15 protein-coding genes are annotated in these 13,619 nt (G+C 43.3%); 12 read left to right on the top strand and 3 right to left on the bottom strand.

The window, feature by feature from the left end; genetic code table 11:
- Positions 1–6: 6 nt before the first annotated feature.
- From HFM85_RS01715 to HFM85_RS01690, 6 genes are read left to right on the top strand one after another with little or no spacing between them, the layout of a single operon-like run.
- Positions 7–387, top strand: a complete 381-nt coding sequence (locus HFM85_RS01715; protein WP_173737256.1) for a bifunctional adenosylcobinamide kinase/adenosylcobinamide-phosphate guanylyltransferase — start codon at positions 7–9, stop codon at positions 385–387.
- On the top strand, positions 380–979 hold the full coding sequence (locus HFM85_RS01710; protein WP_173737257.1) for a histidine phosphatase family protein: 600 nt from the start codon (positions 380–382) through the stop codon (positions 977–979). Before HFM85_RS01715 ends, HFM85_RS01710 begins: the two co-directional genes overlap by 8 nt.
- 2 nt (positions 980–981) lie before the next feature.
- Positions 982–1,791, top strand: coding sequence for a DUF975 family protein (locus HFM85_RS01705; RefSeq protein ID WP_330594673.1), 810 nt, complete (start codon positions 982–984; stop codon positions 1,789–1,791).
- Positions 1,772–2,596 (top strand): selenium-dependent molybdenum cofactor biosynthesis protein YqeB, encoded by an 825-nt coding sequence (gene yqeB, locus HFM85_RS01700; RefSeq protein WP_408609583.1) that lies wholly within the window; start codon positions 1,772–1,774, stop codon positions 2,594–2,596. The genes HFM85_RS01705 and yqeB overlap by 20 nt, the downstream gene beginning before the upstream one ends.
- On the top strand, positions 2,593–3,255 hold the full coding sequence (yqeC, locus tag HFM85_RS01695) for a selenium cofactor biosynthesis protein YqeC (protein ID WP_173737259.1): 663 nt from the start codon (positions 2,593–2,595) through the stop codon (positions 3,253–3,255). Before yqeB ends, yqeC begins: the two co-directional genes overlap by 4 nt.
- A gap of 44 nt (positions 3,256–3,299) precedes the next feature.
- Entirely contained in the window at positions 3,300–3,881 is a 582-nt protein-coding gene (locus HFM85_RS01690) for a nucleotidyltransferase family protein (protein ID WP_173737260.1), read from the top strand.
- 85 nt (positions 3,882–3,966) lie between these two features.
- Here the strand turns inward: HFM85_RS01690 and HFM85_RS01685 are convergent, their stop codons facing one another.
- From HFM85_RS01685 to HFM85_RS01675, 3 genes are all read right to left on the bottom strand, one after another.
- Positions 3,967–4,257, bottom strand: coding sequence for a BMC domain-containing protein (locus tag HFM85_RS01685; RefSeq protein ID WP_119238897.1), 291 nt, complete (start codon positions 4,255–4,257; stop codon positions 3,967–3,969).
- A 17-nt stretch (positions 4,258–4,274) separates the two neighbouring features.
- Positions 4,275–4,574, bottom strand: a complete 300-nt coding sequence (locus tag HFM85_RS01680; RefSeq protein ID WP_119238896.1) for a BMC domain-containing protein — start codon at positions 4,572–4,574, stop codon at positions 4,275–4,277.
- 146 nt (positions 4,575–4,720) lie between these two features.
- The gene (locus HFM85_RS01675; RefSeq protein ID WP_173737261.1) at positions 4,721–6,688 is read right to left on the bottom strand and encodes a leucine-rich repeat protein; all 1,968 of its coding nucleotides are present in this window, start codon (positions 6,686–6,688) and stop codon (positions 4,721–4,723) included.
- A 190-nt stretch (positions 6,689–6,878) separates the two neighbouring features.
- Here HFM85_RS01675 and HFM85_RS01670 point away from each other — a divergent pair, with 190 nt between their 5' ends.
- The 6 genes from HFM85_RS01670 to HFM85_RS01645 all read left to right on the top strand — a co-directional run bounded on the left by HFM85_RS01670 (position 6,879) and on the right by HFM85_RS01645 (position 13,614).
- Positions 6,879–8,612 carry a helix-turn-helix domain-containing protein gene (locus HFM85_RS01670; protein ID WP_173737262.1) on the top strand — a complete coding sequence of 578 codons (1,734 nt, stop codon included), beginning with the start codon at positions 6,879–6,881 and terminating at the stop codon, positions 8,610–8,612.
- 86 nt (positions 8,613–8,698) lie between these two features.
- Positions 8,699–10,072, top strand: a complete 1,374-nt coding sequence (locus tag HFM85_RS01665) for an MATE family efflux transporter (protein WP_334297442.1) — start codon at positions 8,699–8,701, stop codon at positions 10,070–10,072.
- A 73-nt stretch (positions 10,073–10,145) separates the two neighbouring features.
- On the top strand, positions 10,146–11,120 hold the full coding sequence (gene bsh / locus HFM85_RS01660) for a choloylglycine hydrolase (RefSeq protein ID WP_173737264.1): 975 nt from the start codon (positions 10,146–10,148) through the stop codon (positions 11,118–11,120).
- A 295-nt stretch (positions 11,121–11,415) separates the two neighbouring features.
- Positions 11,416–12,660 carry a DUF1015 domain-containing protein gene (locus HFM85_RS01655; RefSeq protein ID WP_173737265.1) on the top strand — a complete coding sequence of 415 codons (1,245 nt, stop codon included), beginning with the start codon at positions 11,416–11,418 and terminating at the stop codon, positions 12,658–12,660.
- A 118-nt stretch (positions 12,661–12,778) separates the two neighbouring features.
- Positions 12,779–13,435: a GTP pyrophosphokinase gene (locus tag HFM85_RS01650; RefSeq protein ID WP_173737266.1), complete on the top strand. Its 657-nt coding sequence runs from the start codon at positions 12,779–12,781 to the stop codon at positions 13,433–13,435.
- Complete coding sequence (locus HFM85_RS01645; protein WP_173737267.1) at positions 13,426–13,614, top strand: hypothetical protein; 189 nt, start codon at positions 13,426–13,428, stop codon at positions 13,612–13,614. The genes HFM85_RS01650 and HFM85_RS01645 overlap by 10 nt, the downstream gene beginning before the upstream one ends.
- Positions 13,615–13,619 lie beyond the last annotated feature (5 nt).

The following is a 13,619-nucleotide window of genomic DNA, read 5'->3' as shown; positions in this document are numbered from 1 at the left end:
AATAATATGGAAATGATAATCGGTGGTGCATACCAGGGAAAAGAAAACTATGCCAGAAGGAATTTTCCTGATATCACATGGAAAAAAGGTTCAGAGCTTACAGATGAAGAACTTTATCAGGCAGATGGTGTTCTGGGATTTCACGAATACATAAGAAAATCCCTGAAAGAAGGAAGAGATCTCACAGATCTGGCAAGGGAGCTTTTGGAAAAAAATCCAGATGTGATCCTGGTCAGTGAGGAGGTTGGCTACGGAATCGTTCCTGCAGATGCCTTTGAACGGCAGTACAGAGAAGCTGTGGGACGTATTTGCACTGCACTGGCAGCAGGGAGCAGCAAGGTGACAAGAGTTGTGTGCGGAATCGGGACGGTGTTAAAAGATGCTTAAAATATATCTGATCCGTCATGGCCAGACTCCCGGAAATAAGCTTAAGCGTTACGTTGGGACAACTGATGAACATTTAACCCAGGAAGGCTGTGAATTTTTAAAGGAGTTAAGTTACCCAATACCGGAAACACTTTATGCAAGCCCGCTTCTCAGATGTGTGGAGACAGCCGGGATCCTTTTTCCGGAAAAAGAACTCCACATTATAGATGAACTTTCAGAATGTGATTTCGGGGAATTTGAGAATAAGAATTACAAGGAGCTTTCCGGAAATGAGAATTATCAGAAGTGGATCGACAGCAACGGAATGCTTCCTTTTCCCGGAGGAGAGAGCAGGGAAGAATTTAAGCACAGAAGCCTGATGGGATTTCAGAAGGCAGTTACAGGGTGTATCCGGGAGAATGTGCACAGAGCGGCACTGGTGATCCATGGCGGAACCATTATGAACATTATGGAAGAGTATGCAGACAGACAGCGGCCATTTTATGAATGGCATGTAAAAAACGGTGGCGGGTATCTGATAGAGCTGGATCCTGTGTCATGGCAAAAGGGTAAATATGAATTCCGGATCTGCGAAGCATATATGGAGGGATGAAAATGAACGGACAAAAAATCAGCTGGACACGCAGTGACCTGAAGTGGCGGGCAAAAGAAGCTTTCCGAAAGAATTATTGGGCAGCAGTTCTGGTAAGCTTTATCCTGGCGATCGTAGTTGCTTCCGGCGGAAAAGGAGCAGCACAGAGCGGTGCGGGAAATGCTGTACATTCTGAGTATAATTATTCTGTCAGTACTTTTGATACAGATGGCGTGAGTTCATATGTGGGACATATGTTCAGCGGAGCACGCTCCCCGTGGATGCTGATCTTTGCCCTTGTGGGAGCCGGTGCAGTTGTGACAGTTGCACTGATCGGCATAATTCTGCATCTTCTGGTGGGAAATGTGCTGGAAGTAGGTGCACGCAGCTTTTATATTGATAACCTGTTCTCAGTACCAGGACCCGGAAAGATATTAAGTGCATTCCGTTCCGGAAATTATGGAAATGTGGTGAAAGTTATGTTCTGTCGTGATCTCTTTACGTTTTTATGGTCACTGCTTTTTGTGATTCCGGGAATTGTGAAATCTTATGAATATAAGATGGTTCCGTATCTTCTGGCAGAATATCCGGGAATGGACAGAAATGAAGCTTTTGCCAGAAGCCGTGAGATGATGTACGGACAGAAATGGAATACTTTTGTTCTGGATCTTTCATTTATTCCGTGGAATATTCTTTCTTCCATCACATTCGGACTTGTGGGACTGTTCTATGTATTTCCGTATCAGGATGCAACTTATGCAGAGCTTTATGATACTTTGGCAGCAGGAATGCCAGGAAATGGACAGCAGGTATATGAGAATGGAACTTACTAAGAATAAAATGATTCTGGTGCGGGGCGGCGGTGATCTGGCAACGGGAGTGATTCATAAACTTCATCAATGCGGATACCATGTTTTGATTCTGGAATGCGACCGCCCAAGCGCCATTCGCCGCCACGTGGCTTTCTGCGAGGCTGTATATGATGGAACTTCTGCAGTGGAAGGTGTTGTGTGCAAGCACATTACAGAAAACAATATTCTTGCACAGTGCGAAAGATGCTGGGAAGAGGGAGAAATTCCTCTTCTCACAGATACTGAAGGGAAACATATCCACGAGCTCGCACCGGCGGCAGTTGTGGATGCGATTCTTGCGAAAAAAAATCTGGGAACGGATCGCACGATGGCTCCTCTTACAGTAGGACTAGGACCTGGATTTACTGCAGGGGAAGATGTGGATTATGTGATCGAGACCATGCGTGGACACAATCTGGGACGTATTATCCGGGAGGGCAGTGCACTTCCCAATACGGGAGTACCAGGCGTGATCGCAGGAATTGGAAAAGAACGGGTGATCCATTCTCCTGCAGCTGGTGTTATGAAAAATATCAGCCACATTGCAGATATTGTGAAGAAAGATCAGGTGATTGCCATGATTGGGGAAACTCCTGTGAAGGCAGCGATTTCCGGTGTGATCCGCGGACTGATCCGGGATGGATATCCTGTTTTTCAGGGAATGAAGATTGCAGATATTGACCCAAGGGCAGAGCAGAAAAAGAACTGTTTTACTATTTCTGATAAGGCAAGATGTATTGCCGGTGGTGTTCTGGAAGTGCTTCTTTCACAGGGAATCAGACCATGATCGCGGCATTTACAGGTGGTGGCGGAAAGACCACCCTGATCTATTATCTGGCAGAGAAATTCGCCGGAGAAGGAAAAAAGGTAATCGTCACTACTACAACACATATGGCCTGGGAACCGGGGCGTCCTTTTGCTGATGCAGGGGATGCTGCCGGAGTCAGGCAGCTTCTTGCTCAATATGGTTATGTAACAGCGGCTTATCATAAGGCCGGACAGCCGAAGATTTCCGGTCCTGACAGGGAAATCCTTGAAAAGCTGTCCGGCCTTTGTGATGCTCTTCTTGTGGAAGCTGACGGCTCGAAGCGGCTTCCCCTGAAAGTTCCTGCACAGTGGGAGCCAGTGATACCGGAAATCGCAGATATTGTAGTTGGTGTGATCGGCCTGGACTGTCTTGGAAAAAAAATCGCAGACACTGCCCACAGACCGGAAGATGTGGCCGGATTCCTCGGGGAAAATGTGGAGGATATTGTGACCTGGGAAAATGTGGCTAAGATCGCTGTAGCAAAGACAGGATTGCAAAAAGGTGTCGGTAAGAGGAGATTTCTGGTTTATCTGAATAAGGCAGATGTTCTGGAATCGCTGGATCCTGCGGAGAAGATTGTGGAAAGATGCAGGATAAAAGGAGTTGAAGCTGTTTGCGGGAGCCTGCGTAAGGATTGATCACTTTGTAAAGTAGTGGAAAAGATATGGTGAGGTAAAAGAAAATGAAACTGGGGCTGGTTATGCTTGCTGCCGGAAACAGCAGAAGATTTGGAAGTAATAAATTGTTGTATACAGTGGATGGAGTACCGATGTACAGGCATATTCTTTCAGAACTTGAGAAAGTACGAAAAGAACTGGAATTACAAGGTACACAGTGTTCTATCACTGTTGTCACCCAGTATGATGAGATTGCAGAAGATGTCAGAAAAAGAGGAATCTCCGTGTTCTATAATTTACATCCTGATGAAGGAATTTCTTCTTCGTTGAGAATTGGTCTGAGAGGCAGCTGGGATACAGATGCCTGTTTATTCACCGTATCAGATCAGCCCTGGCTTCGATGTGAGACGCTTCTGGAATTGATAGAAAAATTCCGGAAAGAAAAAAAAGGAATTGCCTGCGTGCAGCACAATGGAAAAACAGGAAATCCCTGTATTTTTTCCGGAAAGTATTTTGATGAACTGATGGAGCTTGAAGGAGATGTCGGAGGAAAAAGAGTGATCAGGAAGCACCGGGAGGATACAGCGGTGTTGGATGTGCCGGATGAGAGAGAGTTGCTGGATGTGGATAGTAGAGAGGTGCTCTGACCAACAGCAGGGAATCTTCACGGGTTTCAGGATGACGAAGCCCGGGAAGATTCCCTGTTTATGTTTGTTACAATTATCAAATATTTTACATAAAATGATTCCTGGCAGCCTCTTCCTCCGCCAGGCGAACAGTCTCCTCGGAAGGATTAGAAATTACTGCAGAAGCCACGATCTCACAAGGAGGATTTCCCTTGACACTCTCAACAGCAGCAGTTACGGCAGACACATCACCAGTCAGGAAAACAGTAGCATGGCCACCACATTTTGTCTGCCATGTAAGAAAAGAAACATCAGAGGTCTTCAGCATCTGATCGATCACAAGGATCGCATTGCTGCTTCCAACAACCTCAACTAAACCAAAAGCACCATAATTCATAATCAAACCCTCGCTTCCTACTTGTTGATCGTCATCTTCAGTGCGATCTCTGTATCCTCAGAAGGAGAAGCGATCACAGTATGAGAAACGACTTTGCCAAGAGGTTTAGCTGCTTCAAGCGCAACCTCCATTGCTGCATTGACATCAGAAACAGAACCGCGCATCTTCACACAGGCACCGCTCTTAAGACGGTTACGCTCAACGCTTTGAATCTTCACATTTGCTGCCTTGGAAGCAGCATCAAGAGCAACAAAACAGGCTACCAGGTTGTCCAGCTCAAAGACACCTACAGCCATGCCGCTGTAATTGTTATCCATAAACTATACCTCCATCCGGGGCTGATTCCCTGCGATGTGGTTTTTTGACCGGTTGCACGTGGAATCATTACCGTTCTTATGGGTTTATTATAAACGATTACAGCGAAAAACACAAGAAATAAATAAAAAGTAACATATCCTTTTTCTTATCTGGATATGATCTTTGCTGCAGAGGAAATCCCTGATTTTCTTAACATTTTTTTACAGGAGGCATATCTGGTTTTGGGTACATAGATTTTTGCATTCTTTTTTATTCCGGAAAATGCATTTTTTTCAATCTTTGTAAGAAGACTGGTCTGAATCGTTATTTTACCGAGATTTTTACATCTGCTGAAAGCCTGACTGCCGACAGTTTTGATATTTTTGCTGATAACAGCTTCTTTCAGGCGAGTATTTCCGCAGAAAGCCTTCGCGCTGATTGCGGTTACTTTGTAAGTATAACCGCTGATGGTGACACTAGATGGAATATTTGCCTTCTGTAAAGTTTTTGATGTGGATTTCAGGAGTGTAACTGTTCTGGTAGTCTTACTGGAGGCTGTGATTTTGTACTGATACTGTCCTGAAGTGCAGATTTTTCCTTTTTTCGGAAGTGCAGGTTTTATTTTTGGAACAGTTTTTCCCTGTTCTGCCATGTAGCCACAGGTGCTGCATATTTTGTCACCGGTGTAGCCTGTCTGCTTTACTGTAGCTTTTCTGGCATTCTTTGTGACAAGCTGGTGATTTTTTTTACTGATCACGGAACCACAGGCACATTTTTTCCAATGCTGTTTTTTGTCGTATTTCCAGCTGCTGTATTTATGTGGGGAACTGATACCGGCAGCACTGCATTCACAGGTTTTCCAGTGATTTTTTTCATCCCACTTCCAGTTTACATAACTGTGCCTGTGAACAGGTTCCCATTTTGCATACAGGTGCATATCATAGCTGTAATAACTGAACGGAGCTCCCAGTGCTTTGTCACTGCTGTCAAATACACCATCGCCGTTCATATCATATGTTCTGTCGTCATTTATTCCATAATATGGACGTGTATATTTATCATCCATATACCAGCCTTTAAAAACATATCCATTCTTTGTGATACGTAGACCGGATAAATCCGGTTCTATATACCTGCCGTCTTTATAGTCAACTTCATAGATCCAGGAATCCAGACCATTGATCATTCCGCCTGCGCCATGAAATGTAACAGTTTCTCCGGAAGTGTAAGTTGCTTTAAGAGAAGTATCACGATATGCACAGGTAGACGCATCCCATTCCATTGCCAGATGATCCTGTCCGCTTTTTTTCAGGTTTTCATCAGGATACAGACAGGAACCGTTTCCCCACAGAGTATTGCCTTCCCATCTGTAGAAATGCTGTCCTTCTTTTACGGGACATGCAATATGCAGTGTAAATGGTTCATTGGACAGCTGATATCTGTCAGGCAGTTGTTCGTTCTGCAGGTTTCCACCCTGAAGATCATAGTTTATAAGATATTCCGGTTCATAGGCATAAACAGTAATTCCTCTCTGACGGTATGTATGGCCACGGTTTGGAATAGAAGCTCCGGGGTTGGAGTAAACATTATAAGCTGCCAGAGGTCCTTCACTCCAAGAAATGATCTTCAGTGCCTTGCCTGTATTGTTGTTAAAAGCAACTGCACCGTTGACTGCTTTTACATCTGTCAGATCTGTTTCTTCTTTTCCGGAATCCATAAAATAAGCATCATTTCGAAAAGCTTTCATTTCCAGATTGTCGATGCTGATATCGCCACTTTTCAGTTTATCTGTATTATATGCGTCAATACTGAAGGCAGACTTGGATAAGATATAATTCACCCATGTACCATATAATAACTCAGAATAGCTGGAGCTTTCGCCTTTAAATTCCACACGGTCACCTGGCATCACATAACGGTCAGTGATTGAATAGCCATGTTCGGAATATTCGGAATCTTTCTGCAATAGCCATGTTTTCTGTTCACCGGTTCCGGTATTTTCATTTTTTTCTGCAGCAAATACAGATTTCAATCCTGCACAGCCAGCTGCTGTTCCACCTGCAGGCATTGCCGTTACACTTGTCGATGCTGCCAGAAAAACAGCCAGCAATTTCTGGATCTTTCTTTTTTTCATAGTCCCACTCCTTCTTTTTTTATTTTATTATACAGGATAAAAGTAACAGAAAGTCGTAATTTCCGAACTGTCAATGACAATTCGGAAATTATCTCCCTTTATCAGCTGGGTACTGTATGTTAAAATAAACCAGTATACATCTGGTAAAAATCAGCAGAGACTTATGACATTGGTTACAGGGGGGATTAGTGTGGATTTTAAAGATATATTGAATAGTTATATTGATCTGATCGGCTGCACAGCCAGAGAACTCAGTGAAGCATCAGGTGTTTCTACGGCTACGATCAGCCGATATCGGTCCGGGGAACGAATTCCTGCTCCTGACTCCGGCCATTTTGACAAACTGGTTTCAGGAATTATCCAGCTGGCTGCGTCACAGCCGGAACTTACTTTTACGGAAGAAACTGTCCGGGAGCTCTTTAGGGAATCTGTTTCTGATGTTTTTACTGATATGGATAAACTATGTCATAATTTCAACACTTTGCTTATGATATTTTCCGTTAGTATCTCTGAGCTATCCAGAACTTTGAATTATGATCCTTCTTATCTTTCCAGGATACGTTCCGGAAAACGTCAGCCTGCAGATCCAGGAGATTTCAGCAGAAAAATTTCAGGTTATTTTGTGCACCGGTTTTCAACAGATAATGATATACATCTTATTTCTGAACTTACCGGCGTAAATATATCTGCCCTTTCAACAGAAGCAGATAGAAATGCAATATTGATCCGCTGGCTTCTGAACGGAAATTCACAGATAACTGATCCGCTTACGGATTTTCTGAAAAGACTGAATGAATTTAATCTGAATGAATATATAAAAACAATCCGTTTTGATGAACTGAAAGTACCTTCCATACCGTTTCAGTTACCTGGTTCCAGAACTTATCATGGCCTTCAGGAGATAATGGACAGCGAACTGGATTTTCTGAAAGCTACAGTCCTTTCTAAATCTGAGGAATCTGTTATCATGTACAGTGACATGCCTATGGAAGAAATGGCGAAAGATCCGGAATTTCCCAGAAAATGGATGTTTGGAATGGCACTGATGCTGAAGAAAGGGCTGCATCTATATCAGATACATAATCTGAACAGAACTTTTCCGGAAATGATGCTCGGGCTGGAAGGCTGGATTCCGATGTATATGACAGGACAGATTTCTCCGTATTATTTAAAAGATAATCAGAACCGTTTTTTTTCCCATCTTCTGAAAGTGTCCGGTGCTGCTGCTCTTTCCGGTGAAGCAATCGTGGGGCATCACGAAAACGGAATATATTATCTTACCAAAAATAAAAAGGAACTGGCTATCTACCGAAAACAGGCAGAGGATCTTCTTTCAAGGGCAACTCCGCTTATGGAGATTTTTCTCAAGGATTCCAAACAGGCGTATGAGGCTTTCCTTCTTTCCGATTCAAAAACATCAGGAAAACGCCGTGCAATTCTTTCAGTCCTGCCATTATATACGATTTCCGATGAACTGCTTGAAAATATTCTTGAATATAATAATATTCCTGAGAATGAGCAGAATACCATTATCGACTATGTACGTAAACAGAAAAAAAGAATTTCTGATATTTTGTCCCATGATGAAATATCTGATGAAATATCCGCTTTTTCTGAAAGAGAATTTCGGAAATTTACACCGGCATTGTCATTATCCGGCCTGTTTTTCGAGAAGGATATATTTTACTCGTGGGATACTTATCAGGAGCATCTGATCCTGACAAAACAATTTGCAGAAAAAAACAATAATTATAATGCCTCAATCCTCCAGATATCTGCTTACCGTAATATTCAGATTCTGCTCCACGAGGGCAAATGGGTTATTGTTTCAAAAAACAGGACACCGGTAATCCATTTTCTTATACGTCATCCTCAGATGCAGAGAGCCTTCGAAAATATGACTATTCCGATCATTGAGGAATAAACAGATTTACATTGATTTTCATCTATAGTATTATTTAATACAAAGAAAACTTTCTGCATGCTCAGCAGAAGGAAGGTGTAATGGAAATGAGAACACATCAGACAAATTTTTCCACAGGAAATGTCTATCGGAATATTATGGAGGTTGCTGTGCCTATGATCATCGCACAGATTCTGAACCTCCTTTACAATATCGTGGACCGGATCTACATCGGAAGGATCCCGGAGATCGGAGCTACCGCACTGACGGGTGTGGGATTATGTTTTCCCATTATTACATTGATCACTGCTTTTACCTATCTGTTTGGAAACGGCGGAGCACCGCTTTGTTCCATGGAACGTGGAAGGGGAAACGAAAAAGAAGCAGAAATGCTTATGGGAAACACATTTGTGATGCTGATCGGAACAGGAGTGATCCTGACAGTAACAGGACTTTTGTTTTATCGGCCGATTCTCTATGCATTTGGAGCCAGTGACGTGACTTTTCCCTATGCGTCCGGTTACATAAAGATCTATCTTCTGGGAACACTGTCTGTAATGGTCACACTGGGAATGAATCCCTTTATCAACAGCCAGGGATTTGGAAATATGGGAATGCTCACCATTCTTATCGGAGCAGTGCTGAACATTGTACTTGATCCGCTGTTTATATTTGTATTTCATATGGGAGTACGAGGTGCGGCAGCAGCAACCATTATTTCCCAGTTCTGTTCTGCAGTGTGGGTGTTACGCTTCCTTTGTGGAAAAAAAGCGGTTCTGACGTTAAAAAAGAGCGCAATGATCATCTCAGGGAAAAGAGTGAAAGATATCATAAGTCTTGGTATGTCAGGATTTTTTATGGCATTTACCAACAGCCTGGTTCAGATTGTATGCAATGCCACGCTTCAGACATGGGGTGGAGATATCTATGTGGGAGTTATGACAGTCCTTAATTCTGTAAGAGATATTTTTACCATGCCGGTACAGGGTCTGACTAATGGAGCTTCCCCTGTGATGAGTTTTAATTATGGTGAAAAAGCGTATGACAGGATTAAAAAAGCAATCAAATTTATTACCATTGTTTGCGTAGTTTATACATTTACGGGATGGGGAATCCTGAAACTGGCACCTGAATTTTTTATCCGTATTTTCAATAATGATCCGGAGCTTCTCCGAAAAGGAGTTCCGGCTCTCCATATTTACTTTTTCGGATTCTGTTTTATGGCATTGCAGTTTACAGGACAGAGCGTGTTTGTAGCACTTGGAAAAGCAAAAAGAGCTACATTTTTTTCTCTGCTTCGAAAGGCGTTTATTGTAGTTCCGCTGACTATTTTACTGCCATATGTAAACGGACTGGGAACTGACGGTGTGTTCTGGGCTGAACCGATATCCAATCTGGCAGGTGGCTGTGCCTGCTTTTTTACCATGCTGGCTACAGTGCTGCCGGAGCTGAATGGAAAAACAAAGCCGGAGAAAAAATGATCATGACACCTGATTTTCAGAAGTATTAAAATACAGGATATCATCTACAAATACAGAAAGGGAGACATCAGTTATGTGTACAGCAGCAACCTATAAAACAAAAGATTTCTATTTTGGAAGAACATTGGATTATGAATTTTCCTATGGTGATGAGATTACCATTACACCTCGTAACTATGTATTTAACTTTCGACATATGGGAACCCTTTCCGGTCATTATGCCATTATCGGTATGGCACATGTGGCAGGGGATTACCCGCTTTATTATGATGGGATCAATGAAAAAGGTCTTGGAATGGCAGGTCTGAATTTCGTGGGAAATGCAGTATATAATGAAGTGGAAGAAGGAAAAGAAAACATAGCTCAGTTTGAATTTATCCCCTGGATCCTTGGGAAATGTGCAACAGTAAAAGAGACCAGAGCACTTCTTGCCAACATCAATCTGGTAAAAACTCCGTTCAGTGAAATGCTGCCCTGTGCACAGCTCCACTGGATCATTGCAGATAAAAATGAAGCCATCACAGTAGAAGCCATGGCAGACGGACTTCATATCTGGGACAATCCGGCAGGGGTTCTTACAAATAATCCGCCTTTTAACCAGCAGATGTTTATGCTGAACAATTACATGCATCTTTCAGCGAAGCAGCCGGAAAATCATTTTTCAGACCAGCTTGAACTGAAAGCATACAGCCGAGGAATGGGTGCTTTGGGATTGCCGGGAGATCTTTCTTCTGCATCCAGATTTGCCAGAGTGGCATTTGTTCGGGATCATTCTGTTTCCGGGGATACAGAAGCAGAGAGTGTCAGCCAGTTTTTCCACATTCTGGGATCTGTGGACCAGCAGAGAGGCTGCTGTGAGGTAGAGCCCGAGAAATATGAGATCACCCTTTATACTTCCTGCTGCAACGGAGATAAGGGAATCTATTATTATACGACATATGAGAACCACCAGATATCAGCAGTAGATATGAACCATGAAGATCTGGACGAAAATACACTTGTAAGATACCCGGTACTTCAAGGTGAGAAGATTCACATGCAAAACTAAGCTTGCGAAGCAAGCGATACTTCTTGCGCTGCGCACAAGAAGGCAGAAGTAGAAATTTGCATAAAGTGGATTTGCGAAGCAGACGATACTTTCTGTGTGCAGTGCAAAAAGTCAACAATGGAAATCAATACAGAAACCGATATGCGAAGTTTCCACATTGCAGTGGAAATATCTATGTGCTAAAATAGTCAGGATGGCTCTGGCGGACAGGAAACGCAGAGCAGTGACAGAACACGAAGGGATGAGAAGATTTCCAGGAGTGAAAATACAAGCAGAAAATGAGAGGAGAAACATCATGGCTTTATTTCAGGCATTTCGGGCAGTGAGACCTGCGCCGGAGAGGGCAGCACAGGTGGCGGCACTTCCCTACGATGTAGTGAGCAGGGAGGAGGCCAGAGAGATCGGAGAGAAAAATCCCGAATCTTTTCTCCACGTGGACAGAGCAGAGATGGATCTTGATCCGGCTGCAGACCTTTATGATCCGAAGGTTTATGAGAAGGCAAAAGAGAACCTGGACAGATTTCAGGATGAGGGAATTTTAATCCAGGATAAGAAGCCGAACTATTATTTATATGAGCTGATCCGTAAGGGGAAATCCCAGACAGGTATCGTGGGAGTCAGTTCCATTGATGATTATATAAGCGGCGTGATCAAGAAACATGAGCTTACAAGAGAGGAAAAAGAGCAGGACAGAATCCACCATGTGGATGTATGCGATGCAAACACAGGCCCTATTTTTCTTGCATGCAGATATCCGGAGGAGCTTCTTGCACTGATGGAAAACTGGAAAACAGAACATGCACCTGTATATGATTTTACATCTGAGGATGAGATCACACACAGGGTATGGGTGGTAGATGAGGAAGCAAAACTTCAGAAGATCCGGGAATTATTTGGAGAAATCCCATCCATTTATATCGCAGACGGCCACCACAGAGCAGCATCTGCCGTAAAAGTAGGCCTGAAAAGACGTGCAGAGCATCCGGATTACACGGGAAAAGAAGAATTCAACTTTTTCCTCTCTGTAGTATTTCCCTTTGACCAGCTGACGATCCTTCCGTATCACAGAATCGTGAAGGATCTGAAAGGAATGACACCGAAAGCTTTTATTGGAAGCATGAAGTTCAACTTTGAATTAATGGCCATGCCTGGCTTTCCGTGCAAACCTGTTGAGAAACATTGCTTTGGCCTGTATGTAGACGGAGAGTGGTTTCATCTTAAAGCATATCCGGATATTTATGCTGAAAAAGATAACGTAGGCCAGCTGGATGTATCCATTCTTCAGGACAAGGTTCTTGGACCGGTTCTTGGAATCCGGGATCCACGTACAGATGAACGCATCCGCTTTATGGGAGGCAACCATCGGCTGAAAGATCTGGCAGCAGCTGCAGATGAGACAGGTGGAGCTGCTTTTGCCATGTATCCTACTTCCATGGAGGAGCTGATGTCTATTGCTGATGAGGGAAAGCTGATGCCGCCGAAGAGCACCTGGTTTGAGCCGAAGCTGCGAAGCGGACTTTTTATTCATAAGCTTTCCTAATAGGATTTATAAAAATTTCATAAATCAGTCAGGAAAATCTTAGAAATTTACTACAGAATGCTCACATTTGTTTTGTAAAATAAAGACCATGGTGAGCAAATGAGAAAGAGGGGTTTTCATGACAAACGAACAATATTATGATTGTATCCAGCCATACCAGAACGCCTGTCAGATCATGCGGGCCAAGCTTGAAGTACTGAACGGAAGCCTGTATCAGAAGTCTTCTGTATCTCCGATCCACAATATCCAGGAGAGGATCAAGGCTAAGAAGAGTATTGAGAAGAAACTGGAGAAGCTGGGACATTCGGACAGTGTACAGAACGCCAAGGACTATCTCCGGGATATCGCCGGGATTCGTGTGATCTGTTATTTCATAGATGATATTTATAACCTTGTAAATGCACTGAAAAGACAGAGTGAGCTGATCTTTATCCGGGAGAAGGATTACATAAAGAATCCCAAGCCCAACGGGTACCGGAGCTTTCATGTGATCATTGCTGTTCCGGTATATTATCTGGACACGATGGAATATTTTCCGGTGGAGATCCAGCTTCGTACCATGACCATGGATCTGTGGGCGAGTATGGAGCACAGAGTTTGTTATAAGAAGCTTCCGGAACACAGGGAAGAGCTGGCAGAGGCTTTTTGTCAGTATGCAGATATTCTTGGCAGGATCGAGAAGCAGTTTGAGGCCTATAACGAAACAGGAATGCTGGAGGAAATCACACCTTCTGAGGTAGCAGAGGCTCCGGCGGAGGAACGGAAATGGAAATAGAAGAGGAATTTATCTCCGGTTTTTGCCGTACCATGAATAACGGTGAGACCGTATGCTGCGAATATACAATTCAGGATGATGGGAACAGAGAGCTTACATTTATGGACTGTGCACATGAGCGGTGTGTAAACACAGGAGCGTGTGAGATATTCAGGCAGGCACATGCCCTGGAGAAATAATAAAC

The organism is Blautia schinkii (assembly GCF_013304825.1).
Classification (GTDB): Bacteria; Bacillota; Clostridia; order Lachnospirales; family Lachnospiraceae; genus Blautia_A; species Blautia_A schinkii_B.
The sequence above is the reverse complement of the archived record's forward strand: the minus strand, read 5'-3'. Positions and strand labels throughout refer to the sequence as shown.

Coding starts and splice junctions, on each gene's coding strand:
- bsh (WP_173737264.1), top strand. CDS start 10,146: ATGTGTACAGCAGCAACCTATAAAACAAAAGATTTCTATTTTGGAAGA.
- HFM85_RS01650 (WP_173737266.1), top strand. CDS start 12,779: ATGACAAACGAACAATATTATGATTGTATCCAGCCATACCAGAACGCC.
- HFM85_RS01685 (WP_119238897.1), bottom strand. CDS start 4,257: ATGAATTATGGTGCTTTTGGTTTAGTTGAGGTTGTTGGAAGCAGCAAT.
- HFM85_RS01675 (WP_173737261.1), bottom strand. CDS start 6,688: ATGAAAAAAAGAAAGATCCAGAAATTGCTGGCTGTTTTTCTGGCAGCA.
- yqeC (WP_173737259.1), top strand. CDS start 2,593: ATGATCGCGGCATTTACAGGTGGTGGCGGAAAGACCACCCTGATCTAT.
- HFM85_RS01710 (WP_173737257.1), top strand. CDS start 380: ATGCTTAAAATATATCTGATCCGTCATGGCCAGACTCCCGGAAATAAG.
- HFM85_RS01645 (WP_173737267.1), top strand. CDS start 13,426: ATGGAAATAGAAGAGGAATTTATCTCCGGTTTTTGCCGTACCATGAAT.
- HFM85_RS01665 (WP_334297442.1), top strand. CDS start 8,699: ATGAGAACACATCAGACAAATTTTTCCACAGGAAATGTCTATCGGAAT.
- HFM85_RS01680 (WP_119238896.1), bottom strand. CDS start 4,574: ATGGATAACAATTACAGCGGCATGGCTGTAGGTGTCTTTGAGCTGGAC.
- HFM85_RS01655 (WP_173737265.1), top strand. CDS start 11,416: ATGGCTTTATTTCAGGCATTTCGGGCAGTGAGACCTGCGCCGGAGAGG.
- HFM85_RS01715 (WP_173737256.1), top strand. CDS start 7: ATGGAAATGATAATCGGTGGTGCATACCAGGGAAAAGAAAACTATGCC.
- HFM85_RS01705 (WP_330594673.1), top strand. CDS start 982: ATGAACGGACAAAAAATCAGCTGGACACGCAGTGACCTGAAGTGGCGG.
- yqeB (WP_408609583.1), top strand. CDS start 1,772: ATGAGAATGGAACTTACTAAGAATAAAATGATTCTGGTGCGGGGCGGC.
- HFM85_RS01690 (WP_173737260.1), top strand. CDS start 3,300: ATGAAACTGGGGCTGGTTATGCTTGCTGCCGGAAACAGCAGAAGATTT.